At 74.6% G+C, this 24,259-nt stretch carries 25 protein-coding genes; 7 read left to right on the plus strand and 18 right to left on the minus strand.

Annotated elements, in window-relative coordinates:
* Positions 1 to 100: 100 nt before the first annotated feature.
* Together A2CP1_RS19970 and radC are read right to left on the minus strand one after the other, a co-directional pair.
* Positions 101 to 367, minus strand: a complete 267-nt coding sequence (locus tag A2CP1_RS19970; RefSeq protein ID WP_245529860.1) for a hypothetical protein — start codon at positions 365 to 367, stop codon at positions 101 to 103.
* A gap of 69 nt (positions 368 to 436) precedes the next feature.
* Positions 437 to 1,144, minus strand: coding sequence for a RadC family protein (gene radC / locus A2CP1_RS19975; protein WP_015935014.1), 708 nt, complete (start codon positions 1,142 to 1,144; stop codon positions 437 to 439).
* Between the two features lie 241 nt (positions 1,145 to 1,385).
* On the opposite strand from radC, the gene A2CP1_RS19980 reads away from it, so the two are divergent.
* A complete protein-coding gene (locus A2CP1_RS19980) occupies positions 1,386 to 3,032 on the plus strand; it encodes a dipeptidase (protein WP_015935015.1) in 1,647 nt (548 codons plus the stop codon).
* Between the two features lie 297 nt (positions 3,033 to 3,329).
* On the opposite strand, the gene A2CP1_RS19985 is transcribed toward A2CP1_RS19980, so the two are convergent.
* The 5 genes from A2CP1_RS19985 to dapC form a co-directional block, all read right to left on the minus strand.
* Positions 3,330 to 3,935 (minus strand): YceI family protein, encoded by a 606-nt coding sequence (locus A2CP1_RS19985; protein ID WP_015935016.1) that lies wholly within the window; start codon positions 3,933 to 3,935, stop codon positions 3,330 to 3,332.
* Between the two features lie 115 nt (positions 3,936 to 4,050).
* Positions 4,051 to 4,563, minus strand: coding sequence for a hypothetical protein (locus tag A2CP1_RS19990; protein ID WP_245529861.1), 513 nt, complete (start codon positions 4,561 to 4,563; stop codon positions 4,051 to 4,053).
* A gap of 172 nt (positions 4,564 to 4,735) precedes the next feature.
* A complete protein-coding gene (dapE, locus tag A2CP1_RS19995; protein WP_015935018.1) occupies positions 4,736 to 5,842 on the minus strand; it encodes a succinyl-diaminopimelate desuccinylase in 1,107 nt (368 codons plus the stop codon).
* Positions 5,843 to 5,848: 6 nt separating this feature from the next.
* Complete coding sequence (locus A2CP1_RS20000) at positions 5,849 to 6,673, minus strand: 2,3,4,5-tetrahydropyridine-2,6-dicarboxylate N-succinyltransferase (RefSeq protein ID WP_015935019.1); 825 nt, start codon at positions 6,671 to 6,673, stop codon at positions 5,849 to 5,851.
* Entirely contained in the window at positions 6,670 to 7,899 is a 1,230-nt protein-coding gene (gene dapC / locus A2CP1_RS20005) for a succinyldiaminopimelate transaminase (protein WP_245529863.1), read from the minus strand. Before dapC ends, A2CP1_RS20000 begins: the two co-directional genes overlap by 4 nt.
* On the opposite strand from dapC, the gene sthA reads away from it, so the two are divergent.
* Complete coding sequence (gene sthA / locus A2CP1_RS20010) at positions 7,874 to 9,304, plus strand: Si-specific NAD(P)(+) transhydrogenase (RefSeq protein WP_015935021.1); 1,431 nt, start codon at positions 7,874 to 7,876, stop codon at positions 9,302 to 9,304. The genes dapC and sthA overlap by 26 nt on opposite strands.
* Here the strand turns inward: sthA and A2CP1_RS20015 are convergent.
* The 8 genes from A2CP1_RS20015 to A2CP1_RS20050 form a co-directional block, all read right to left on the minus strand.
* A complete protein-coding gene (locus A2CP1_RS20015) occupies positions 9,273 to 10,172 on the minus strand; it encodes a glutathione S-transferase (RefSeq protein WP_245529865.1) in 900 nt (299 codons plus the stop codon). The genes sthA and A2CP1_RS20015 overlap by 32 nt on opposite strands.
* 167 nt (positions 10,173 to 10,339) lie before the next feature.
* A complete protein-coding gene (locus A2CP1_RS20020) occupies positions 10,340 to 10,561 on the minus strand; it encodes a hypothetical protein (protein WP_015935023.1) in 222 nt (73 codons plus the stop codon).
* A 173-nt stretch (positions 10,562 to 10,734) separates the two neighbouring features.
* Positions 10,735 to 11,772, minus strand: coding sequence for a hypothetical protein (locus tag A2CP1_RS20025; RefSeq protein WP_015935024.1), 1,038 nt, complete (start codon positions 11,770 to 11,772; stop codon positions 10,735 to 10,737).
* A gap of 5 nt (positions 11,773 to 11,777) precedes the next feature.
* Positions 11,778 to 12,728 (minus strand): ParA family protein, encoded by a 951-nt coding sequence (locus A2CP1_RS20030; RefSeq protein WP_015935025.1) that lies wholly within the window; start codon positions 12,726 to 12,728, stop codon positions 11,778 to 11,780.
* A gap of 8 nt (positions 12,729 to 12,736) precedes the next feature.
* Positions 12,737 to 14,413 (minus strand): HEAT repeat domain-containing protein, encoded by a 1,677-nt coding sequence (locus A2CP1_RS24000; RefSeq protein WP_280959882.1) that lies wholly within the window; start codon positions 14,411 to 14,413, stop codon positions 12,737 to 12,739.
* Between the two features lie 210 nt (positions 14,414 to 14,623).
* Positions 14,624 to 15,997 (minus strand): MFS transporter, encoded by a 1,374-nt coding sequence (locus tag A2CP1_RS20040; RefSeq protein WP_245529867.1) that lies wholly within the window; start codon positions 15,995 to 15,997, stop codon positions 14,624 to 14,626.
* A 45-nt stretch (positions 15,998 to 16,042) separates the two neighbouring features.
* The gene (locus A2CP1_RS20045; protein ID WP_015935028.1) at positions 16,043 to 16,498 is read right to left on the minus strand and encodes a hypothetical protein; all 456 of its coding nucleotides are present in this window, start codon (positions 16,496 to 16,498) and stop codon (positions 16,043 to 16,045) included.
* A 118-nt stretch (positions 16,499 to 16,616) separates the two neighbouring features.
* Positions 16,617 to 17,894, minus strand: a complete 1,278-nt coding sequence (locus A2CP1_RS20050) for a hemolysin family protein (RefSeq protein ID WP_015935029.1) — start codon at positions 17,892 to 17,894, stop codon at positions 16,617 to 16,619.
* 64 nt (positions 17,895 to 17,958) lie between these two features.
* On the opposite strand from A2CP1_RS20050, the gene purS reads away from it, so the two are divergent.
* Genes purS through A2CP1_RS20070 form a run of 4 tightly spaced genes read left to right on the plus strand, consistent with a single transcriptional unit; the run spans position 17,959 to position 20,002 of the window.
* Positions 17,959 to 18,204: a phosphoribosylformylglycinamidine synthase subunit PurS gene (purS, locus tag A2CP1_RS20055; RefSeq protein WP_012527872.1), complete on the plus strand. Its 246-nt coding sequence runs from the start codon at positions 17,959 to 17,961 to the stop codon at positions 18,202 to 18,204.
* Positions 18,205 to 18,222: 18 nt separating this feature from the next.
* Positions 18,223 to 18,879: a phosphoribosylformylglycinamidine synthase subunit PurQ gene (gene purQ, locus A2CP1_RS20060; protein ID WP_015935030.1), complete on the plus strand. Its 657-nt coding sequence runs from the start codon at positions 18,223 to 18,225 to the stop codon at positions 18,877 to 18,879.
* Positions 18,880 to 18,920: 41 nt separating this feature from the next.
* Positions 18,921 to 19,574, plus strand: coding sequence for an alpha/beta hydrolase (locus A2CP1_RS20065; protein ID WP_015935031.1), 654 nt, complete (start codon positions 18,921 to 18,923; stop codon positions 19,572 to 19,574).
* Entirely contained in the window at positions 19,571 to 20,002 is a 432-nt protein-coding gene (locus A2CP1_RS20070; RefSeq protein WP_015935032.1) for a hypothetical protein, read from the plus strand. Before A2CP1_RS20065 ends, A2CP1_RS20070 begins: the two co-directional genes overlap by 4 nt.
* A 14-nt stretch (positions 20,003 to 20,016) precedes the next feature.
* Here the strand turns inward: A2CP1_RS20070 and A2CP1_RS20075 are convergent, their stop codons facing one another.
* The 3 genes from A2CP1_RS20075 to A2CP1_RS20085 form a co-directional block, all read right to left on the minus strand.
* Entirely contained in the window at positions 20,017 to 20,394 is a 378-nt protein-coding gene (locus A2CP1_RS20075; RefSeq protein ID WP_015935033.1) for a response regulator, read from the minus strand.
* Positions 20,395 to 20,503: 109 nt separating this feature from the next.
* Positions 20,504 to 21,826, minus strand: a complete 1,323-nt coding sequence (locus A2CP1_RS20080; protein ID WP_015935034.1) for a TldD/PmbA family protein — start codon at positions 21,824 to 21,826, stop codon at positions 20,504 to 20,506.
* Positions 21,823 to 23,283 (minus strand): TldD/PmbA family protein, encoded by a 1,461-nt coding sequence (locus A2CP1_RS20085; RefSeq protein WP_015935035.1) that lies wholly within the window; start codon positions 23,281 to 23,283, stop codon positions 21,823 to 21,825. Before A2CP1_RS20085 ends, A2CP1_RS20080 begins: the two co-directional genes overlap by 4 nt.
* Before the next feature lie 154 nt (positions 23,284 to 23,437).
* On the opposite strand from A2CP1_RS20085, the gene A2CP1_RS20090 reads away from it, so the two are divergent.
* Positions 23,438 to 24,229, plus strand: coding sequence for an alpha/beta fold hydrolase (locus tag A2CP1_RS20090; RefSeq protein WP_015935036.1), 792 nt, complete (start codon positions 23,438 to 23,440; stop codon positions 24,227 to 24,229).
* Positions 24,230 to 24,259 lie beyond the last annotated feature (30 nt).

Below are 24,259 nucleotides of genomic sequence, written 5' to 3' on the forward strand. Positions count from 1 at the left end.
TAGATGACGGGCGTCCCGGGCAGCCCGGGCGAAGGGACGGGGGCGTTGTGCATCGGGCGGCTGTTCAGCTCCTGCTGCCGCGTCTCCTGGTTCTGTTTCATCAGCTGGGCCACGCGGAACGCGGCGCCCCCGCGGCGGCGCGCGACTCGGGCGTGGCGGCCTCTTTCGGCTCGCACACGCAGCCGGTCGCGGTGCCCATGATGACGATGGCGCCGAGCCGCATCCCGAGCTGGCTGCAGTGAGCCTCGCACTCGGGGCGCGACTCAGGACGGAAGCGGTAGCTCGGACTGAAGGCCGGAACCGTCGTGGTTGAGCAGGCGCAGAGGGAGGCAACGGCGATCGAGGCGACGGCGAGGAGGGCGCGCAACGGTCTTCTCCAGGTGACGTGCTCCCAGAGTACAACCGATTTCACGATGCGTCGCAAGATGCCCCCCCCCTACCGCCTCCACCTCCCCGCCTCGACGAAGCTGTAGTACCCGCCCGCCGCCACGATGACGTGGTCGCGGGCGAGCACGCCGACGAGGTCGGCGGCGGCGCGGAGGCGGGCGGTCAGGTCCACGTCGTCGGGGCTGGGGGTGGGATCGCCGCTCGGGTGGTTGTGGACGAACACGACCCCGTGCGCGCCCTCCCGCACCGCGGGGCGGAGCGCGTCGCGCGGGGAGACGGGGCACTGCGACAGCGAGCCCTCCGCCACCTGGACGGCGCGCAGGAGCCGGCCCCGCACGTCGAGCAGCACCACGTGGAAGCCCTCGCGCTCGGCGTGGGCGGCGTGGCGGAGCAGCTCGTGGACGCTGCGGGGGTCGAGGCAGCGCTCGCCGCGGCGCGGCGGGGACCAGGCGCCGCGGCGCCCCAGCTCGAACGCAGCCGCGAGCGCGGCGGCGCGGGCGACGCCGATGCCGGGCCAGGACGCGAGCGCGTCGGGTGGCGCCCAGGCCAGCTCGGGGAGCGGCAGCGCCTCGACGAGCGAGAGCGCGGCGGCCCGCGCGGAGACGCGGCCGGTGCCGGTGCCGAGCACGAGCGCGAGGAGCTCCGCGTCGGAAAGCGCGCGCGGGCCGGCGGCGAGGAGCCGCTCGCGCGGGCGGTCGGTCGGCGAGGAGGGGGTGGACGACGAGGCGTCGGCGGGCGCGTCGGAGGCGGCGGTCATGGCGGAGGGCGCTGGAGCAACCGCCGTGCCCGGCGGTCGCGCCCGGATGCTGCACGCCTGCGCAGGCGGGGCGCCCAGGCCCGTCCGACGGCGGGCTCGCGCCCGGACCGCGGGTGCGCGGCGCGGCCGGTGCCGACGCGGCCGCCGCGGCGCGGCAAGCTCGCCGGAACCACGGCCCGGTCGAGGCGAGGCCTGGCCGCGGAGTGACCCGGAGGAGCGGGCTCGGGTATCCTCGGCGGCCATGCTCGACCACCGCAAGACCGCCCCCGCCGCGCTCGCCGCGGCAGCCCTCGTCCTCTCCCTGCCCGGCGCGGCCGACGCCTGCACCAGCATCCTGGTCTCGAAGGGCGCGAGCGCGGACGGCTCCACCTTCATCACCTACGCTGCGGACTCGCACGACCTCTACGGCGACCTCCCGCTCCGCCCCGCCGCGCAGCACGCGCCGGGCGCGCAGCGCGAGATCATCGAATGGGACACGGGCAAGTTCCTGGGCCGCATCCCGCAGCCGGCCGTCACCTACCACGTGGTCGGCAACATCAACGAGCACCAGGTCGCCATCGGCGAGACCACCTTCACCGGCCGCAAGGAGCTGCAGGATCCCGAGGGCCGGGTGGACTACGGCTCGCTCATGTACATCGCGCTGGAGCGCGCCCGCACCGCGCGCGAGGCGATCCAGGTGATGACCGACGTCGTGGCCGAGTACGGCTACGCCTCCACCGGCGAGTCCTTCTCCATCTCGGATCCGAACGAGGCCTGGATCCTCGAGATGATCGGCAAGGGGCCGAAGCGGAAGGGCGCGGTGTGGGTGGCCCGCCGCATCCCGGACGGCTACGTGTCGGCGCACGCGAACCACGCCCGCATCCGCCAGTTCCCGCTCGACGAGCCGAAGACCACGCTCTACGCGAAGGACGTCATCTCGTTCGCCCGCGAGAAGGGCTGGTTCAAGGGGAAGGACGCCGAGTTCAGCTTCGCCGACACCTACGCGCCGCTCGACTTCGGCGCGCTGCGCGCCTGCGACGCGCGGGTGTGGAGCGTGTTCCGCCGGGTGGCGCCGGGGCAGCCGCTGCCGTCCTCGATGGTGAAGGGCCAGGACCCGAAGGCCGAGCGCGTGCCGCTGTGGGTGAAGGCAGAGAAGCCGCTCGCGGTGCGCGACGTGATGGCGCTCATGCGCGACCACTTCGAGGGCACCGAGCTCGACCTGTCGAAGGGCGTGGGCGCCGGCCCGTTCTCGCTGCCGTACCGCTGGCGGCCCATGACGTTCAAGGTGGACGACCAGGAGTACCTGAACGGGCGGGCCATCTCGACGCAGCAGACCGGCTTTTCGTTCGTGGCGCAGTCGCGCGCCGCGCTGCCGGCGGCGGTGGGCGGGGTGCTCTGGTTCGGCGTGGACGACACGTACAGCACCGTCTACGTGCCGATGTACTGCTCCATCCACGAGGTGCCGCGCAGCTTCGCGGTGGGCACCGCCGACTTCAAGACGTTCAGCTGGGACTCGGCGTTCTGGGTGTTCAACTTCGTGTCGAACTGGGCCTACTCGCGCTACTCCGACATGATCCAGGACGTGAAGCAGGTGCAGGGCGAGCTGGAAGGCGGGTTCCTCTCGCGGCAGGCGGAGCTGGAGAAGGCCGCCCTGACCCTCTACAAGGACTCGCCCGGCCTGGCCCGCGACTACCTCACCCGCTACTCGGTCAGCCAGGGCGACCTGGTCACGGCGCGCTGGCGCAAGCTGGGCGAGTCGCTGATGGTGAAGTACCTCGACGGCAACGTGCGCGACGCGCAGGGCAACGTCACGCACCCGGACTACCCGGAGGCCTGGCGCCGGCGCATCGCGGCCGAGGACGACGGCATCCTGCGGGTGCCGAAGGAGCCGCAGAAGGTGGCGCAGTAGTCTCCGCGGACCGCTCGCCCTTCGACTCCACCGCTCATCCCGAGCGTAGGCCGGGCCCCTCGACTCCGGGCCGCTCCGCGGCCCTACGCTCGGGGTGAGCGAAGACGACTGGGGCACGGCCGGAGTCGAGGGACGCTCAGGGTGAGCGGATCGAATCCGCTCATCCCGACCCCTCGACTCCGGGCCGCTCCGCGGCCCTACGCTCGGGGTGAGCGGAGGCGACTGGGGCACGGCCGGAGTCGAGGGACGCTCGGGGTGAGCGGGCACCCCCACGGCCGCGCGGAGTCGAGGGAGGAGCTACTTCCCCGCCTGCTTCGGCGCGGCCTTCACCAGCTCCGCCTCGATCTCGATCTTCACCTCGTCGCCGACCACCGGGCCGGCCTCCACCGTCTTCGACCAGTTCAGGCCGTAGTCGCGGCGGTTCACCATGGTGGTCGCGACCAGGCCGCGGCGCTGGCCGCCCGTGGGGTCCTTGATCGCGCTGGTCGGTCCGAGCACCTCGAGCACCACCGGCTTCGTCACGCCCTTCATGGTCAGGTCGCCGGTGACCTTCAGCTTGCCCTCGCCGATCTTCTCCACCCTGGTGGACTTGAAGGTGATGGTCGGGTACTTCGCGACGTCGAAGAAGTCGGGCGACTTGAGGTGCGCGTCGCGATCCGGCACGCGGGTGTTCAGCGTGGTCACGTCGATGGTGGCCTCGACCGACGACCGGGTGACGTCCTTGTCGTCCAGCTTCACCGTGCCGGTGGTCTTGCCGAACTCGCCGCGCACGTTGCTGATGACGAGGTGACGCACCGTGAAGCTGGAGAGGGTGTGCGCCGGGTCGATGGTCCAGGTCTCGGCCTGCGCGTGCGCGAGCGCCGGGACGGCGAGCGCGAGGAGGACGGGGAGGAGTCGCTTCATGGTGCGGTTCCTTTCGGGACGCGCCGGGGGTCCGGACGCGAGGTCCGCCCGGTCGTCTAACCGCGGCGCTGCCGGGGTCAACGAGGGCGCCCCACGGGGGCCGCGCGAATGGCCGCTAGAACCGCGCGCCCAGCCCGCCCATCAGGCCGAGCTGGTCCTCCTGCTCGAACGTCAGCTCGCCGGCGAGGAACATGGGGCCGAGCTCGAGCCGGGCCCCGAGCCCGACCTGGAACCACGCCTTCCAGCCGTCGCGCTTCGCGCTGCCGACGCCGAAGGTGATCGCCGCGTCGAGCCCGCGGTGCGTCTCGAACCGCTGGGAGATCCGCGCCAGGACCACCGGCGTCCACTCGCGCGTCGCGTCCGGCAGGTGCCGGTAGCCGTAGCCTGCGATGCTCAGGTCGAGCGTGGAGAAGGAGTAGCCGGCCTCGCCGCCGAGCCGCGAGCCGGAGCTGCCGTTGCCGCCGGCGTCGATTCCCGCGCCGCCCCAGGCGGTGAGGAAGAAGCGGTTCGGCCTCCCCTCGTCGTCGTGCTCCTCCTCCTCGGGCACGTCGTCCCAGTCGCCGTCCTGCGCGACGGCCAGCGCCGGGAACGCACTTCCGAGCAGGGCGGCGAGGAGGAGGGCGCGCACGCGCGGATGATAGGCGAGCGGCGCGGCGATGGAGGCGGCCCAGTGGGGACCGTCGGGCACGGACGACCCCGCCCGCCCTTCGACAAGCTCAGGGCGAGCGGACTTTCAGGGCAGCTGGGTATCGAGAACTCCGCTCATGCTGAGCCCCGTCGAACCATGAGCGGGGACCGGGTCAGGCGCGCAGGAAGCGCTCCAGCAGCCGGTACCCGCGCTCGAGCGCGGCGAGCTCCACCCACTCGCCGCGCTGGTGCGCCTGCGCGGTGGCGCCGGGGCCGAGGTTGACGGCCGGGATGCCGTGGGCGGCGAGCCGGGCCACGTCGGTCCAGGCCTGCTTCGGCTCGGCGGCGACGCCGGTGCGCTCGAGCAGGCGGCGCACCAGCGGGTGATCGGCGTAGGCGGGGCAGGCCGGGGAGAGATCGGTCAGCTCCACCTCGGCGCCGACCCGCTCGCCGAGCGCGCGCAGCTCGGCCGAGGCCTGCTGCAGCGTGCGGTCGGGCGCGAAGCGGTGGTTCACGTTGAGCGTGCAGCGGTCCGGCACCACGTTGCGCGCGCGGCCGCCCTCGATGCGGGTGACGCTCGTCACCTCGCGGAACACGAGGCCCCCGGAGACCGCCTCGCGCGGCGCGCGGGCGTGCAGCTCGGCGAGCAGCGCGCCGGCCCGGTGCACCGCGTTCTCGCCCTGCCAGGGCCGCGCCGAGTGGGCGGCGCGTCCCTCGAACGTGAACGTCGCGTGGATGGAGCCGACGCAGCCGAGCTGGAGCACGTTGTCGGTCGGCTCCAGGCAGAGGGCGAGCTCGGTGCCGGCGAGCTCGTCCGCCGCGTGGAGCACGTCGGCGAGCTCGTTCTCGAGGTACGGCCCTTCCTCGCGCGCGTAGAACACGAGCAGGAGCTCGCAGAAGCGCTCGGCGCGCGGCAGCCGCTCGGCCACCTCCATCATGAGGGCGAGCCCGCCCTTCATGTCCGAGCTGCCCGGCGCGATGAGCCGCCCGCCCTCGCGGCGCGGCGGCCCGCGATCGTCCTCGTGCACCGGCACGGTGTCGAGGTGGCCGCAGAGCGCCACCCGCGGCCGGCCCTCGCGCGCCGCCTCGGCCCCGGCGCCGGCGTCCACCTGGACCACGAGCGAGTCCTTCACCCGGCGCACGCCGAGCCCGAGCGCCCGCGCCCAGGCCTCGACCTGGTCGCAGAGCGCGCGCTCGTGGCCGATGGGCGAGAGCACGCCACACAGCGCCTCGGTGCGGCGGGCCAGCGCCTCGGCCAGCTCGGCGGTCGCCGGGTCCATGGCCGGCTAGACCTGCACCTCGAAGTCGCGCAGCGCCTGGTTCAGCGAGACCTTCTTGTCGGTCGCGGCGCTGCGGCGGCCCACGATGAGCGCGCAGGGGATGTTGAAGGTGCCGGCCGGATACTGCTTCGGGCGCGTGCCGGGGATCACCACCGAGCGCGGCGGGACGCGGCCCTTGTGGACCACCTGCTGCGCCCCGGTCACGTCGATGATGGGCGTGGACGCGGTGATGACCACGTTCGCGCCGAGCACGCAGTCCTCCTCGACCAGCACGCCCTCGACGAGGATGCAGCGGCTGCCGATGAAGCAGCCGTCCTCGATGATGTTCGGCCGGGCCCCGGGCGGCTCGAGCACGCCGCCGATCCCGACGCCGCCGGCGAGGTGCACGTTCGCGCCGACCTGCGCGCAGGAGCCGACGGTGGCCCAGGTGTCCACCATCGAGTTCGCGCCCACGCGCGCGCCGATGTTCACGAAGCCGGGCATGAGCACCGCGCCCGGCTCGAGGTGCGAGCCGAAGCGGGCGACGCCGCCCGGCACCAGGCGCACGCCGGCCTTCTCGAGATCCTTCTTGAGCGGGATCTTGTCCCGCGTCTGGAACGGCCCGAAGTCGGTCGTCTCCATCCCGGTGATGCCGAAGTAGAGGTTCACCGCCTGCATCAGCCAGGCGTTCACCTGCCACTCGCCGTCCTTCTTCTCCGCCACCCGCAGCTCGCCGCGGTCGAGGCCGTGCAGCGCCTTCACCACCGCCGCCTTGGCCTGCGGGTCCTGCAGCCGGGCCCGATCCTCGAAGGCCCCCTCGATCAGCTTCCGCACGTCGTTCCAGTCGCTCATGGCTCGATCCTCGCCCAGGCCCGGATGGCCTCCTCGCACTCCTCCAGCGTGGGCACCAGCGCCACGCGGACGTATCCTTCTCCTGCGCCGAACGCGATCCCCGGCGCCACCACGATGCCCGCGTCGAGGAGCTGCAGCGCGTAGCTCGAGGAGGTGTGCCCCTCCGGCACGCGGACCCAGAGATACAGGGTGGCGTCCGACGCGTCGACGGCCAGCCCCTTCTCCGCGAAGAAGCGCAGGAACCGGTCGCGCTTGCGCCGGAAGATCTCGCGCCGCTCGGCGGCGTGGGCGTCGTCGGACCAGGCCGCGGTCGCGGCGGCGGCCACGAACTCGGGCTGGGAGACGCCGGGGTGGCTGCGCAGCGCGCGCAGCCCGCGGACGAGGTCCGGGTCGCCGGCCAGGAAGCCGCTGCGGTAGCCCGTCATGCCGCTCCGCTTCGAGCAGGAGTGGATGGCGAGCACGTTCTCGAGTTGCACCTCCAGCATCGAGGCGGGCGGCTCGCCGAAGTAGATGTCGGCGTAGCACTCGTCGGAGGCGACGATGAACCCGTGCTCGAGCGCGGCCGCGCCGACGCGCCGCAGGTAGTCGCGGGGGGCCTCGGCGCCGGTGGGGTTGTGCGGGTAGCTGATCCAGTAGACGAGCGTCTCGCGCAGCACGGCCTCGCCCACGTCCTCCGGCTCGAGCAGGAACCGGCGGCGGGCGGTGAGCGGGACCTTCACCGGCTCGAGCCCCGCGAAGCGCGCCCCCACCTCGTAGGTGGGGTAGCCCGGATCCGGCATCACCACCTTGCGGCGGCGCGGGTCGCCCGCGAACGCGAGCGGCAGGTGGAAGATCGCCTCCTTGGCGCCCGCGCAGGCGAGCACCTGGGCCTCGGGATCCACCGCCACGCCGAAGCGGCGCTGGAGGTACCCGGCCGCCGCGCGGCGGAGCGCCGCGGTGCCGAACGCGCTCGGGTACTGCGACACCTCGGGCACGGCGGCGCGCAGGGCCTCGCGCAGGAACGGCGGCGTCGGCTCCTTGGGATCCCCGAGGCCGAAGTCGAACAGGCGCTTCCCGGCCGCGGCGAGCGCGCGCCGGCGCTCGTCGAGCTCGACGGAGAGGTTCTTCCGGATCTGGCCGAGCACCGGGTTCGTCGGGAGGGTCCGCACGGAACCGTGAACAATATCGAACTCCGGCGGGTCCTGCATTATAAGCGGGCGCATGCTCTCGTACGACGTGGTGGTCATCGGCTCCGGCCCCGCCGGAGAGAACGGCGCCATCCAGGCCGCGCTCCTGGGCAAGAAGGTCGCGCTGGTGGAGAAGGAGGCCGTGCCGGGGGGCGCGAGCGCCAACACCGGCACCATCCCTTCGAAGGCGCTCCGCGAGACCGCCCTCGCCATCCAGCAGGCCCGCAGCCGCGACGCGCACGGCATCGAGGTCCGCGTCTCCGGCACCGTCACCGTCCCCGAGCTGATGGGCCGCCGCGGCCTGGTCACCGCGCGCGAGCACTCCCGCATCCGCAGCGCGCTCAACCACGCCGGCGTCGAGATGTTCCGCGGCATCGCCAGCTTCGTGGACCCGCACACCATCCGCGTTTCGGTGCCGGACGGCGGCCAGCAGGACCTGCACGCCGAGGTGGTGCTGCTCGCCACCGGCACGCGGCCGTTCCACCCGCCGCAGTACTCGATCGACAACGCGCGCGTCTACGACTCCGACTCGATCCTGATGCTCGACCGCATCCCCCGCTCGCTCGCCATCCTGGGCGGCGGCGTGGCCGGCTGCGAGTACGCGTCGATCTTCGCCGCGCTGGGCGTGAAGGTCGCCATCATCGACTCGAAGGACCGCCTGCTCCCCTGGCTCGACGCCGAGCTGTCCCTCGCGATGCAGGACTCCTTCGACGTGCTCGGGATCACCCGGCACCAGGTGACGCGCGCGCTGAAGCTGGAGCGCGGCGAGCGCGACGTGCTCGTGACGCTCGCCGACGAGTCGCGCCTGGTGGCGGAGAAGGTGCTGGTCGCGGCCGGCCGCATCGGCAACGTCGAGGCGCTCAACCTCGCCAACGCCGGGCTGAAGGCCACCGACAAGGGCCTGCTCGACGTGAACTCGCACTACCAGACGGCGGTGCCGCACGTGTACGCGGCGGGCGACCTGGTCGGCTTCCCCGGCCTCGCCTCGAGCTCCATGGAGCAGGGGCGCGTGGCGATGAACCACGCCTGCGGCGGCAACCGCAAGCAGAAGCTGCCCGAGCTGCTGCCGGTGGGCATCTACACCATCCCGGAGATCTCCTCGGTGGGCGAGAGCGAGGAGGCGCTCAAGGCGAAGGGGCGCGACTACGTCATCGGGCGCGCCAGCCTGGTGGAGAACGCCCGCGCGAACCTGGTGGGCGAGGCGGTGGGCTTCCTGAAGGTGCTCGCCGACCCGGCCAACGGCGCGATCCTGGGCGTGCACTGCATCGGCCCGCACGCGTCGGACACGGTGCACCTCGGCCAGGCGGTGATGGCGCTGGGCGGCGACCTCCGCTACTTCGCCGAGACGGTGTTCAACTACCCGACGCTGCAGGAGGCGTACAAGTACGCCGCCTTCGACGCGCTCGACCGCATCCGCGACCGCGGCGGGAACGTCACGCCGATCGACCGCGCCGCCGCGAAGTAGGGCGCTGCTTCTTCGGCGCTGCTCCGCCGCGGATCTTCGGCTTCCGCTCCCCCTTCCCCGCTCGTCCCGAGCGTAGGGCCGCCGTGCGGCGGCCCGGAGTCGAGGGACGCGACCGCTTCGGCGCGGGCTCGTCGAGCTCCGGGTAGTGCCGGAAGATCCCGCTCTCGTTGAACGGGATGCGCCGGTCCGACGCGAGGTACGCGGCGACGCCGGGGCGGGCCGCCACCGCGTCGTGCAGCGCGACCAGGCGCGGGAAGCGCCGCTCGATGCGGCGCATGGCGCGCGGGAACGCGTAGCGGAGCCCCTCGATCACCTGGAAGGTGGAGAGGTCCGGGTAGCTGCACCCAGCGCCCACCAGCCAGCGCCCTCCGCCGGCGGGGTTCGAGTCGAGCGCGCGATCGAGGTAGCGCAGGAACAGCGGGATCCGCTCGCGCCGGAACGCCTCGGCGGCGCGCCCCGCCTCGCGCCGCTGGTCCTCGTAGTAGAGCGAGGTCGCCACCGGGTGGTGCACCGCGTGCACCTCGGCGACCAGGTCCGCGATGGTGAGCTGGAGCTGGTGCGCGCGCAGCCGGCTCGCCTCGTCCGGCGGGACCAGCCCGATCCGCGGCGCGAGCCACTGCAGGATGGCGGCGGTCTGCGCCACCACCACCTCGCCGTGGCGGAGCGCGGGCGGGCCGAGCGGGGTGAGCCACGGCCCGGGCTCCTCGAGGAGCCGCATCACCGCCGCGGCCCCGCCGCCCCCGGCGTCGGGCAGGCGGGCCAGGTCGGCGTAGGGGACGCCCGCGTCCTCGAACGCGAGCCGGATGAACTCGCCGCGGCCCTGCAGGCCCGGCCAGTAGACGAGCTCGTACGCGGGTTCGGTGGCCATGTCCGCAGGCATGCCGGCCGCGGCGGCCCGGGGCAACCGCTCGTCGGGGCGGAAAAAAGCGCGCGGGGCGGCGTGGTGCCCGCCCCGCGTTCCCCATCCCCCCCGCGGCGTCCCTCCCCGCGACAGACCACCGCGCGCGCCGCGACCCCCCGGACGCGGCGCGCGCGTCACTGCATGTGCTTCGGCTCCAGCTGCTCGAGCGGCACCGCGAGCGACTTGCCATTGGGCAGGAGGTTCACGGGAACCGCGGCGCCGGCGGAGGCGAGCTTGAACCGCTCGCAGCGCGCGAAGTCGCCCTCGCAGTAGTAGCCCTGCCACACGCGCAGGGACGACTTCATCGCGAACTGGGCGAACAGCGGGCACGACGCGATGCGGGAGCATCTGGCCATCCGGTCCCTCCGGCGCCCGTCCACGGCGCCTTCCATCGAGCGTGGGGATTGTAGCCCCTCACTCACCCGAAGGGTCCCCCGGACCGTGCGGCGAATGGTCGCCCGACGGCGCGCGTGCGGCGCGACGCCCGCACGCGCAGCGAAGGCCGCGACTTCTCGCGGTGATTGGCGCGTCAACCAAGCCGGGCGCGCGCCTGCGCCAGCGCCGCGTGCACCTGCTCGAGCGCGCGCTTCGCCGAGGCGAGCTCGTCGCGCTCGGCGCGGAGCCGGTCCAGCTCCGCCGCGAGCTGATCGCGCTCGCGGGCCAGCTCGCCCACCGCGGTGCGCAGCCGGGCGCCGTCGGCGGCGCCGGCGCGGAGCTCCTCGGAGAGGCGCTCCACCTCCTTCTCGCGCTCGGCGCGCACGCGCGCCTCCTCGTCGGCGCGGCGGGTGACGTCGTCGAGCAGGCGGGCGCGCTCCTCGTCGAGCGCGGAGAGCGCCTGCGCGCGCCGCACCGACTCGTCGCGCTCCTGCTCCAGCGCGTCCATCTCGCCGAGCAGGTCGGAGAGCACGCCGCGCTTGTCCTCCAGCTCCTTCTCGGCGACGGCGAGCCGCTCGGTCGCCCCGCGCGCCTCGCCGGCGGCGCGGGCCAGCTCCTGCCGCGCCTCGTCGAGGTCGGCGCGGAGCGCCTCCTCGCGCTCGCGCGCGCGCAGGAGCTCGACCTCGAGGTCCTTCACCAGCCCGAGCACGCTCTCGGCGGCGCGGCCCGGATCGGCCGGCACCGGCTCGATGCGCGGCGCGGGCTTCGCGGCCTCGGCCACCCGGCGCTTGATCTTCTGCAGCCGCTCGCGGCGCTCCTGCACGTCGCCCTGCGGCGCGGCCGGCACCTCGGCGGCGGGCGCGATCGACGCGACCGCGGGGGCGGCGGCGCGCGCGACCGGCGCGGCGACCGGCGCCGGCGGCTCGACCGCGGCCACCTGCGCGGCGGCCTCGGCGGCGGCGTGGATCGCGACCCGCCCGCGCTCGCCGGCGGCGCGGGGCTCGGCGGCGGGCGCCACCGGCGACGCGAGCGCCTCGGGCGCGACCGGCTCGGCGGCGACCGGCGCCTCGGCGACGGCGACCGCCTCGGGCGCGGGGGCGACCTCGGCCTCCGGCGCGGGCGCGGCAGGGGCGCCGGCGGCGCGGAGCCGCGGCTTGAGCTTGGGGACGTTCGCGTCGAAGGCCTTGCGCATGTCGGTCACGCTCCCGCGGCGCCGGTGGCCGCGGCGGCGGCCTTGACGCGCCCGAGGATCTCCGTCTGCACCGCCTCGAGATCGGTCGCGCCCTTCGAGTCGGCGTCGTAGCCGAAGATGGGGCAGCCCTCGCTCGACGCCTGCGCGAACTTCGTGCACTGGCGGACCACCGTGTCGAGCAGGTAGTCGGCGTAGTGCTCGCGGAGCGCGCCCAGCGCCTCGCGGGCGATCTTGAACGTCTGGTTGTAGGCGTTCACCACGATGAAGATGTTCTCGAGCTGGTGCGACAGGTCCTGCTCGAGCCCCTGGATCGTCTCGAACAGCAGCCGCAGGCCGTCGTAGGAGAGGAAGTCGGCCAGCACCGGGATGACGAGATCCGTCGCGGCCATGAGCGCGTTCAGGTTGAGCAGCCCGAACGACGGCGGCGCGTCGAGCACGATGAAGTCGTAGCGCCCGGCGGTGCCCTGGAGCGCGTTCCGCAGCCGGAACTCGCGCCCGGCGAGCGGCATCAGCGCGAGGTCGATGGTGCTCATGGCGAGGTTCGCCGGGACCAGCGACAGGTTCGGCATGCCGGTCGGGACGGTGACCTCGTCGATGGGCACCTTGCGGATGAGCACCTCGTGCAGCGTGCGGGTGAAGCTCGAGCCCTCCTGGCCGAGGCACTTGGTGGCGTGGCCCTGGCTGTCGAGGTCGATCATGAGCACGCGGTAGCCGCGCTCGGCGAGGCGGTACGCGTACGACGTCGAGAGGCTGGTCTTGCCGGTGCCGCCCTTGAAGTTGAGGAAGAGCTGGATGCGGTGCGGGTACGGCTCGGGCATCCGCTTCAGCTTCTCGCGCAGGACCGGGAGGTCCGCCATGCCGAAGCCGTCCTTGCGGCCCAGCGCCGACGCCACCTGCTTCTCGGTGGCGCCGACGATCTCGGCGAGGCGCTTCGCGGTGTACCGGACGTTCTCCATCGTGTCCTCTATGCCATGAACCAGCGCGCCCCGCGCTGGACGAGGGCGCCGCGGGCCGCGAGCGCGGCGAGCACGGCGTCGACGCGCGGCTGCGGCGCGCCGAGCACGGCGGAAAGATCCGCGGGGGTGCAGCCGCGGAGCGCGATGCGGACCTCGCCCACGATCCCGGCCTCGAGGCCGGGGTCGGCGGGGGCGGCCTCCACGACGGCGACCGCCACCGCGGCGCGGGCGGCGGGGGCGAGGGGGCGTGCCTCGACCGGCCCGGCACGGGCGGGGGAGGCGGCGGCGGACCGAGCGGGGGCGTGGGGGCGTGCCTCGACGAGCTCGGCACGAGCGGGGGAAGGGGCAGCGTGCCGTGCGGGGGAATCCGCTCGCCCCGAGCCCGTCGAGGGGCGGGCGGGGGCGAGCGCGTCGGCCCCGGCGATCACCGCGTCGCGCAGCGCGGTCGCGTCCATGGCGGCGAGCCGCTCGGCGATGCGCCGCGAGGCGGCCCGGCGCGCGGGCGCGGAGCCGTCGGACGAGATGCGCTCGCCGGACACGCGCGACAGCGACGACGCGGCGGCGCGGCGCACGCTCGCGTCGGGGTGCTCGAGCGCGCGCGCCAGCGCCCCCTGCGCGCGGGCGGTGGGCCGGCCGGACAGGGCCGCCGCGGCCGCGCGGGCCACGCCGCGGTCGGGATCGCCGAGCGCGACCGAGAGCGCCGCCTCGGCGCGCTCGCCGGGCGCGAAGCCGAGCAGGAGCGCCGCCCGGCGACGGACGATGGGGCTCGGATCCGAGAGCGCGCCGGCGAGCCGCGGCTCCGCGTCGCCCGAGGCCACCGCGTTCAGCGCCTCCAGCGCCGCCACCCGCACCGCCGGGCGCGCGTCCTCCAGCGCCCGCTCCGCGAGCGGGGCCGCGAACGGCTCCTTGAACCGGGCCAGCGCCCCGAGCAGCGCCGCCTTCACGTCGCCGTCCTCCTCGCGCCCGAGCGCGGCGGCGAGCAGCGGCGCGGCGGCCTTCGAGCCGAGCGCCTCCAGCGTCCGGACCGCGCGCTGGCGCGTGCGCGCGTCGGGCGCGCGCAGGTCGTCCATGGACCGCTCGTAGAGCACGCGATCGGCGCGGGTGGCGAGCAGCTCCTTCATCCGGTCGGTGTCGCGTCCGGAGAGCCCCACCCGTCCCTCGGCCTCGAACCGGCCGGCGAGCTGCGCCACCGCCTCGGCCCCCTCGCGCGCCTTCGGCACGTGCACGGTGCCGCCCGCGTCCACCCGGACGCCGCCGGCCTCGGCCGCGGCCTTCCACGCCCGCAGCACGTCGATCTCGGCGCGCAGCTCGGCGATGAAGCCGGCCAGGTCCGCACCGCCCTCCTCCGGGCCCGGGGCGCCGTCCGCGCCGGGCGCGCCGCCGATGCGGGCGCGCTCCACCAGCCCGGACAGGAGCCGCTCCCGCTCGCCCTCGAGCAGCCGCACCCGCTCGACGAGGTCGTCGGCCTGCGCCTGCGCGTCGGCCCGGGCCCCGCGCTCGGCCGCGGCGGCCTGCTCCAGCTCCACCTCGCGCCGGTGCGCCTTCGCCGCGTCGGCGCGGGCCCGCTCGGCGGTGGTGCGCGCCGCCGCGAGCTCGGATTCGAGCTGGGAGACGCGGCACTCGAAGAAGACGATCTTCTCGAGCGCGCTCCTGAGGAGCCCCTCCGGATCGATCGCCGCCGCCACTCCGTTGACCTTCGCCCCGTCCGCCATTCACCCGCCCTCGGGCCAACGCGCCGCCCGCCGCCGCGCGCCCGCGAGATCCCGCCTGATCCCGGGATCTTGCGTCGATATCGCAGCATACGGGTTCGGGATCCCGATGGCAAACAACTTGACCCGCGGCCCGTCCCGGTGATCCCGGCCCGGACCGAGGGTCGCGACGACGCCCGGCCCGGCTCAGGCGTGTTCACGCGGCGTGACGTCCTCCAGCCCGTGCGCGCCCGCCCCGCGCTCGGAGCGCCAGAGCAGGAACGAGAACACGAAGCCGGCGCTGGAGAGCACCGCCAGCATCAGCACCACCGGCACCCAGCCCCCCGGTGCAGCGGCGCTGGCGTGCCCGGCGTCCTTCACCTTGCCCATGCCCCAGCTCATGCCCGCCCAGCCCACCTGCTGGCAGAACGTCATGAGCGCGTAGGCGGAGCCGAGCCGCGACCCGGGCACGAGGTAGGTGACCGCCGGCCAGAGCACCGCCGGCACGAGCGCGAAGGCGAGCCCCATCATCGCCATCGCGAGCACCAGCTCGAGCGGCGTCCCCGCCGCCAGCACCGTCCCGAGCAGCGGGAGGCGGACCTCGGGGAGCACCACGCCGGTGTGCCACCAGAGCATGAGGAGGAACGGCGGCACGAGCAGCGCCGAGCCGGCCGCCATCATCAGGGCCCGCTTGCCGAACTTGTCCGCCAGGAGCCCGAACAGCGGCATGCCGATCATCGAGAGCAAGGGGAGCACGCTCTTCAGGCTGCCGGCCGCCTCGTTGGTGAGGCCGCGGTAGTCGATGAAGAACAGGTTCGCGAAGGTGCGGAACGGGAAGATGGTCGCGTAGAACGCGACGCAGAGCCCGACCACCCACCAGTAGGCGCGGTCGAACCGGACCAGGTCGCCGAGCACCAGCTTGTCGGTCGCGACCGTGCCCTTCACGCCGTAGCGCCGCGCCGCGTTCGCCTCCAGGCCGGCGTAGATCACCGCGAACACGAACCAGGCCACGCCCAGCACGCCGGCGAGCAAGAGCGGCGCCTGCCAGCCGCGCTCGAACAGGCCGCCCGCGAAGTTCGGCGACTGGTCGGCGGCGAGCGAGCCGAAGCGGGCGATGAGGAGCTGGATCGCGAGCGCGAAGGAGATCTCCTTGCCCTTGAACCAGCGCCCCACCACCGTGGTCGCGGCCACGATGAACAGCTCCGAGCCGACGCCGAGCACGAAGCGCCCCGCGGCCATGCCGAGCGCGGGAGTGCCCGGCGTGAGCACCGGGCCGAACGCGATGAGCAGCGTGCCGGCCGCGCCGATGGCGCCGAACAGCACCGACGAGCGCGCGGTGCCGAGCCGGTCGATGAGCACGCCGCCGGCGAGCAGCGTGAGCAGCGCCGCGACGTTGTAGGCGGTGTCGAGCAGGCCCACCTGCTCGCCGGTGAACCCGAACGCCTTCTCGAGCAGCGGGGTGACCGGGTAGAGCGCGTCGAAGACGTAGTAGTTGCCGAACATCGCCACGCTGCAGGCGAGCAGCACCAGCCATCGGTAGCCGGCCGGCTGCGGGCGCGGCGAGGGGGCGGCCTCGGTCATGGCCGCGCACATTACCCGAGAGCGCCGCGGAGGTGCGGGCCGAGATCAGGGCTGCGGGGGCGGGCCCGCCGGGAAGGACTCGCCGCGGCTGCGCACGTAGTCCCGCTCGTCCGCAGCCGGCAGCGACTGCGGCTCGGGCACGCCCGGCCGCGGCGCGGCGGACGCGGCGCGCGCGCCGGCCAGCCCCTCGAACAGGTCCCGCGCCTCGGAGGGCGTGGCGGCGGCCGGGAACGCGTGCGGCGTGGGCACGCGCCAGATGTCGGGGATCTCGCCCGCGGCGAGCTGGAGGAGCGCCGCCTCGCTGCGGGCCACCACCAGCGCGCCGCCGCGCTCGCCGCGCACCTCGTCGTAGCGCAGCACCTGCTCCTGCCGGAACAGGATGGGGAAGCCCTTTACCACGCGGAAACCCCACTCGTAGAGCGCGTCCACGCGGCCCAGCGGACGGCCGTCGAGATCGCGGACCGCCTGGCCGATCCGCACGCCGTTGCGATCGTCGGTCATGGCGCCGGAACGGTAACCCCTGGCACCCCCGCCCGGCACGGCCGCGGCGGGGCGGGACTCGCCCGGGGGCCCGCCACTGCGCCCGCCGACCGGCCGGCCGGGCGCGGCGCCGCGGCGGTTACGCGCCGCGCTTCACCCGCGCCGCCCGCACCTTCACCACGCGGCGCGGATCGGCCTCGGCCACGGTGAACACCCAGCCCTTCCAGAAGAACCGGTCGCCGCGCGCCGGGATCGCGCCCGCCAGCGAGGAGACGAACCCGGCCATGGTCTCGAAGCCCTGGTCCTCGGGGACGCCGGCCTGCGCGGCCCGGTTGAACTCCGCCACCGCCGCGGCGCCCTGCACGGTGAACGACCCGTCGGCGTGCTGCTCCACCTCGCGGCCCTCGTCCTCCTCCTCGAACTCGTCCTGGATGTCGCCGACGATCTGCTCGAGCACGTCCTCGATGGTGCAGATGCCCATCACCCCGCCGAACTCGTCCACCACGAACGCCATGTGCAGGTGGCGGCGCTGCATCTCGCGCAGGAGCTGCTCCACCGGCTTCGACCAGGGGACGAAGTGCGCCGGGCGCAGGATGTCCGCGAGCACGATGAGCTCCGGGTGCGCGAGCAGCGGGACGAGGTCGCGCGCGTGGAGCACGCCGGCGATCTGGTCCAGGCTCTCGCGGTACACCGGCATGCGCGAGTGGCCCTCCTCCGAGAGCGTGCGGATGATCTGCGGCACCGGCGTGCCGAGCTCCACCGCCACCACGTCGGTGCGCGGGACCATCACGTCGCGCGCCACCTTCTCGCGGAACTCGAAGACGTTGTGGATGAGCTCGCGGGTCCCCTCCGAGCCGCTGCCGCCGCGCCCGGCGTACTCGGCGAGCGCGCGCTCCATCTCGTCGAGCGGCGGCGGCGGGAGCGAGAAGCGGGCGCGCCGGCCGGCGGACCAGGCCACCGCGCGCGCCAGCGGCCGGAGCAGCTCGCTCAGGCCGCGGAACGGGAGCGCCAGCGCGAGCGCCACGCCCTCGCCGTGCGCGGCGCCGAGGCCCCGGGCCGCGGCGGAGATCGGCAGCGAGACGAGCCCGGCGACGAGCGCCGCCACCAGGCGCGCCGGCCAGGGCGGCAGGCCGGGGACGAGCGCGGGGCCACCGGCGCCGGCCAGCACGCCCGCGAGCAGCGTGCCGAGCGTCGCCGCGGCGCGGAGCGTGAACGCGGTCGCCTCGGCGTCGCCGGCCAGCGCCCCGAGCGCCCGGGCGCGCGCGCCCGCGTCGGGCGGCTGGGCGAGCGCCTGCGCCCGGGGCACGCCCACGGCCACCAGCGCCGCCTCCAGCGCGGCGGCCACTGCCCGCAGCGCCAGGAGCGCCGCGATCCCCGCGACCAGCCACAGGATCTGCGCTGCCGAAGCTCCCTCCATGGACCCCGTACCCTAGCAAAACCGGGGTGAGGCGCACGGGGCGGATTCTGCTATAAACCCGCGCATGGCGAAGAAGGCGCGCGTGTACGTCACGCTGAAGCGCGGGGTGCTGGACCCGCAGGGGTCGGCGGTGAACCGCGCCCTGCACGCGATGGGCTACGGCGAGGTCTCGGACGTCCGGCTGGGCAAGTTCATCGAGGTCGCCCTCGACGAGAAGCTCCCCGAGGCCGAGGCGCGGAAGCGGCTCGAGGAGATGTGCCGCAAGCTGCTCGCCAACACCGTCATCGAGGACTTCCGCATCGAGCTCTAGCTCGGACGGCACCGGACCATGCGCGTCGGCATCCTCACCTTCCCCGGCTCCAACTGCGACCACGACTGCTACCACGTGGTGAAGCACGTCATGGGCGCCGAGGCCCAGTACGTCTGGCACAAGGACCGCCTGCCCGCGAAGCTCGACGCGGTGGTGGTGCCGGGCGGCTTCAGCTACGGCGACTACCTCCGCTGCGGCGCGCTGGCCCGCTTCTCGCCGGTCATCGCCGACCTCGTCACGTTCGCGCAGCAGGGCGGCCCGGTGCTCGGCATCTGCAACGGGTTCCAGATCCTGTGCGAGGCCGGGCTGCTGCCCGGCGTCCTGATGCGGAACGCGTCGCTGAAGTACATCTGCAAGGACGTCACCATCCGCGTCGAGGGGCAGGAGACGCCGGTGACCCGCGGGCTCGCCGGCCAGTCGCTCACCATGCCGATCGCCCACGCGGAGGGGAACTACTTCGCCGACCCGGAGACGCTCGACCGGCTCGAGGGCGAGGGGCGCGTCGTGTTCCGCTACGTCGGCGGCGCGCCGAACGGATCGGCCCGCGACATCGCCGGCATCTCCGGCGGCCCGGCGCGCAACGTGGTCGGCCTCATGCCGCACCCGGACCGCGCCAGCGAGTCGATCCTCGGCCTCGAGGACGGCAAGCGCATGTTCGCGGCGCTGCTCGGCTGAACGGGCGGCGTCGCCCGATCCCGGGGGGCCGAGGACGGACGTTGCCACAGGTCGATCTCACCGGGCCGGCGGGCCGGCTGGAAGCGCTGCTGGAGGAGGTCCCCGGCGCGCGGTTCGCCGCGCTGGTATGCCACCCGCACCCGCGCTTCGGCGGCACCCTCCACAACCACGCCACCTACCGGCTCGCCCGCGCGGTGCGGGCGCAGGGCGGCCACACGCTCCGCTTCAACTACCGCGGCGTGGGGCGGAGCGCGGGCGCGTACGACCGCGGCCCGGGCGAGGTCGAGGACACGCGCGCGGCGCTCGCCTGGCTCGCGGCGCGCCACCCGGACCTGCCGCTCCTCTGCTGCGGCTTCTCCTTCGGCTCGTGGATGACGATCCTGGCGGGCGGTCCGGACCCGCGCGTGCGCGGGCTGCTGCTCGCGGGGCTCGCGCTCCGCTCCGCCGACCTCGACCTGGTGCGCGACGCCGCCGACGCGCGCGCGGTGGAGCGGCCGGCGGCGGTGGTCCAGGCGGAGCGGGACGCGTTCGGCGCGCCCGAGGAGGTCCGCGCGGTGCTCGAGGGCTCGCGCGGCACGCGCCGGCTCGCCGTCGTGCCCGGGACGACGCACCTCTTCACCGAGGACCTCCCCGCGCTGCAGCGCGAGGCGGAGGCGGCGCTCGCCTGGCTCCTCGAGGAGGCGCGCATCCCGTGAGGCTCGACGCCCGGCGGACCGGCGAGGCCATCGCCGCCGCGCGCGGGGAGCTGGCGCGCATCTGGAGGTCGGCGCGCGCCAGCGCGGCCGACGGCCGGCGCGCGCCCGCGGCCGCGCTGGACGGCGTGGTGGAGGGGTTCGTGGGCGCCGTCGGCGACGCGCTCGCGCGCGGCGCGGCGCCGGAGGAGGCCTGGGAGCGGACCACCGGCCTGGTGCGGCTGCAGGCCGGGCCGGACGGCGGCGCGCTCGAGGCGGAGTGGCGCCTGCTCGGCGAGGTGCTCTCGTCGGCCTGCGAGACGCTGGAGGCGGACGCGGACGCGACCGATCGCGTGGCGCAGGCGGTGGACGCGGGGCGCCGCGGGGTCGAGGCGCTGCGCGCCGGCGGGCGCCGGAGGGGCGTGGCGGTGGCGTGGAGGGTGGGGAGGTAGGGCGCGGGCGCGGACTACGCGTGGTGCGCGGCCGGGGCGGACGGGCCGCCGCTCGCGTGCCGGCGGACCATGGCGAGCAGCATCTCGAGGTCGAACGGCTTCTGGATGAAGCCGTCGGCGTCGATGGCGCCGTCGCGGCCCATGGCGGAGAGGATCACCACCGGGATCTCGCTGATGTCCGGATCGCCCTTCTGCGCGGCCCGGAACTCCCAGCCGTTCATCACCGGCATCATGAGGTCGAGCAGGACGAGCTCAGGGTGGAACGCCCGGATCTGAGCGAGCGCCTCCTCGCCGTCGCCGGCCGAGACCACCTGGTGGCCCTCCTCCGCCAGCACCTCGGCGACCGCCTGGCGGATGTCCGACTCGTCGTCGACGATGAGTACGCGGGCCACGGATACACAAGTATCTACGGAGCGCGCAGCCTGCAAATTCGCGTCGGTGGCATGGAGGGGGTCCCAGGGGCCGGTGACCGACCGCGGGGCGGGTCGGCCCACACGGCGCTCAGGTGCCGGCGAGCTGGACGCCCTCGAACACCAGGGTCGGGGTGCGCATGGCGGAGTAGCGGTAGGGGTCGTTCCCCACCGCCACGAGCCGCTTCCAGAGCTCGAGGTGGTTGCCGGAGACGTTCATCTCCCCGACCGGCTCCGCCAGCGCACCGGCGCGCACCCTGAACCCACGCACCCCGAGCGAGAAGTCGCCCGTGGTCCCGTTCGAGTTGCCACCCAGGAAGCCGGTGACGAGCACCCCGTCGCCCAGCTCCGCCAGCAGCGCCGCCTGCGAGCGCTCGCCCAGCTTCCAGGCGAGGTTCGAGGAGCGACCGGTGGTGGGCGGCACGCCGAGCTTCCGGCCGTAGTACGTGTCCACGTAGAGGCTCCGCAGCACGCCGCGCTCGAACACCGGGAACGGCCGCGCCGCGAGCCCCTCGCCGTCGTACAGCCGCGAGCCGAGGCCGCGGCGCACGTGCGGGTCGTCGCGCACGTCGAGCAGCGCGCTGCCCACCTCGGCGCCGACCTTGCCCTCGAGGTACGAGCGCTTCTGCTGGATCGCCGACGCGGAGAGCGGCGCGAACAGCGCGCCCACCAGCCGCCCGGAGGCGCGGTTGTCCACCGCGAGCGCGGTCACCGCCGACTCGCCCTTGCGCGAGCCGATGCGGCCGACCGCCCGCTCGCCCGCCCGCCGCCCGATCACCTCGGGGGACTCGACGTCGGAGCGGTGGCGCGCGCCGGACGAGGCGTACTCCTCCGGGCGCCGGCCGTCGGGGTCCTTCACCGTCACCTCGGCGCCGATCCAGAAGTCGGTGCCGCGCCGGCGGCCCTCGAAGCCGTTGGTGTGGACGAGCGCGCTCTCGCTGAGCGAGTCGGAGACGCTGGTGGACACCGACAGGATCGCGTGCGCGCCGGGCACCGCGCGCGCGGCGGTCTCGATGGCCTCGGCCTGCCGGCGCCGCTCGGCCGCGTCGAGCGCGCCGTGGTGCGGGTCCTCCAGCTCGAGGTCGAGGTCCGCCTGGCCCTGGTACAGGCCGGGATCCGGCAGCCGGCGGTGCGGGTCGGGCGCGAGCGTGCGGGCGAGCGCGACCGAGTCGTCCACGAAGCGCTCCAGCGCCTCGGGGCGCAGGTCGCTCGTGCCCACCGAGACGTAGCGGCCGTCCACGTACAGGTCGAGGCCGAGCCCGCGGGTGGTGGCCTCGCTCACCTTCTCGAGCCGCCCGTCGCGCCACGCCACCTCGACGTGCCGCGCGCGGTAGGCGCCCACCGCGGCCTCGTCCGCGCCCCGGCCCCGCGCCAGCGCGGCGGCGTCGCGCGCGATCTCGAGCAGGTCCTTCACGAGCCCCTCCCGCCGACCGTCATCGAGGCGACGCGCACGGTGGGCAGCCCCTGCGACACCGGCACGCTCTGCCCGTCCTTGCCGCAGGTCCAGCCGCCCTCGTCGATGGCGAGGTCGTCGGACACCATGTCCACCTGCTCGAGCGCCTTCGGGCCGTTGCCGATGATGTTCACGTCCTTCACCGGGCGGGTGAGCTTCCCGTCCTCGATGAGCCAGCCGTTCTTCACGTAGAACGTGAAGTCGCCGGCGCCGATGTTGACCTGGCCGTTCGAGAAGTTCACGCAGTAGATGCCCTTCTTCACCGACTGGATGATCTCCTCGGTCCGGTGGGGGCCGGGGAGCATGTACGTGGAGCGCATGCGCGGGAGCGGCGGGTAGCGGTAGCTCTCGCGCCGGCCGTTGCCGGTGGGGGCGACGCCGTAGTGGCGCGCAGAGATCGCGTCGTGCAGGTAGGTCGCGAGCACGCCGTTCTCGACGAGCTGCGTGGTGCCGGCGGCGTTCCCCTCGTCGTCCACGTTGATGGAGCCGCGCGCGCCCGCGTTGGCGGCGTCGTCCACGATGTTCACGAACGGCTTCGCGATGGGCTTGCCGATCTTGTCGGCGTAGATGGACACGCCCTTGCGGTTGAAGTCGGCCTCCATGCCGTGGCCGATGGCCTCGTGGAGCAGGATGCCGGAGGAGCCGGCCGCGAGCACCACCGGCATCTCGCCGGCCGGCGCGGCGACCGCCTCGAACAGCACCGAGGTGCGGTCCACCGCCTCGCGCACCACGCGGTCGAGCCGCTCGGGCGTGTAGAACTCGAACCCGGCCCGGCCGGCCACGTTGTAGCCGCTCTGCTCGCGCCGCCCCTTCTCCTCGGCGAGCACCGACAGGAAGAGCAGCGTCATGGGCTGGCGGTCCTCGACCACCCGGCCGGACGAGTCGGCGAGCAGCACCGCGCCGTCCTCGTCGCGGAGGAACACGTTCACCTTCTTGACGCGGGGGTCGGCCGAGAAGGCGCGCTCGTTCAGCCCGGCCACGAGCGGCAGCTTCTCCTCGGGCCGCACCTCGCTCCACGGGCGGACGAGCGGGTAGCGGTCGGGCAGGCCGCCCTGCACGTGCAGCCGCTGCGGGCCGGGGCGCGAGGGGCCGTCCGCGATCGCGGCCGCGGTGCGGGCGCACTCGATCAGCGCGGGGAGCGACAGGTCCTCGGTGTAGCCGTAGCCGGTCTGGTCGCCCTTCACCACGCGTACGCCCACCCCGAGCTCGACGCTCGCGTAGGCGCGGTTCACCGCCCCGTCCTCGAGGCCGAGGTCCGAGGACACCCGGTGCTGGAAGAAGACGTCGGCGTGGTCGCCGCCGCGCGAGAGCGCCGCCGAGAGCGTCTCGGCGATCATCCGCTCGGTCACGCCGAAGCGCGCGAAGTAGCCGATGCCCTCTCGCGGGCCGGTCGGGGCCCCCTGTCCGTACTCGCTCATCCGATCCCTTGCTCCGCCGCTCCGGCGGGTCCGAGTGGATAGGTGTAACGCGGATCCGGCCGGGGCGCCCCGCCCCCGTGGCCCGCCGCGCCCGCGCGGGCCCGACGCGGGCGGGAAGCGGACGGGCGCGCGCCGGAGTGCTAATGCTTCGGGAATGCCCGTCGCCACCCTGAACGGAACCGAGATCCACTGGCGCGACGCCGGAAGCGGCTCGAGCGCCGTCGTCTTCCTCCACGCGTTCCCGCTCCACTCCGGGATGTGGACGCGGCAGATCGCCGCGCTGGAGCGGAAGCACCGGGTCATCGCGCTCGACTACCGCGGCCTCGGCAAGAGCGGCACGCCGCCCGAGGCGTCCACGCTGGACCTGCTCGCCGGCGACGTGCGCGCGCTGCTCGCGCACCTGCGGATCGGGCGCGCGGCGGTGGCGGGCCTGTCGATGGGCGGCTACCTCGCGTTCGAGCTGTACCGCCAGGCGCCGGGCCTGTTCCGCGGGGTGGCGTTCTGCGACACCAAGGCCGGCGCGGACGACGAGCCCGGCAAGGCGAACCGCGAGAAGTTCGCGCGCACCGCCCTGGAGAAGGGGCTGGGCTGGGTGGCGGACGAGATGGTGCCGAAGCTGCTCCGGCCCGGCGCGGACGCAGCCGTCGTGAAGGAGGCCCGGCACCTCATCCTCGACGGCACGCCCGCCGGCGTGGCCGCCGCTCAGCGCGGGATGGCGCGGCGGCCGGACTCCGTCCCCACGCTCGCGACCATCGGCTGCCCGGCGCTGGTCGTGGTCGGCGCCGAGGACGGCATGACCCCGCCCGTCGAGGCCAAGAAGATCGCCGCCGGCGTGAAGGGCGCGAAGCTCGTCACCATCCCGGACGCGGGCCACCTCTCGAACATCGAGAACCCCGAGGCGTTCAACGCGGCGCTGACCGCGTTCGTGGACGGGCTGCCGGCGTAGCGAGAGGCGGCGCCATGCGCGGCCGCGCCC

It is taken from the genome of Anaeromyxobacter dehalogenans 2CP-1 (assembly GCF_000022145.1).
GTDB classification, from domain to species: Bacteria; Myxococcota; Myxococcia; order Myxococcales; family Anaeromyxobacteraceae; genus Anaeromyxobacter; species Anaeromyxobacter dehalogenans.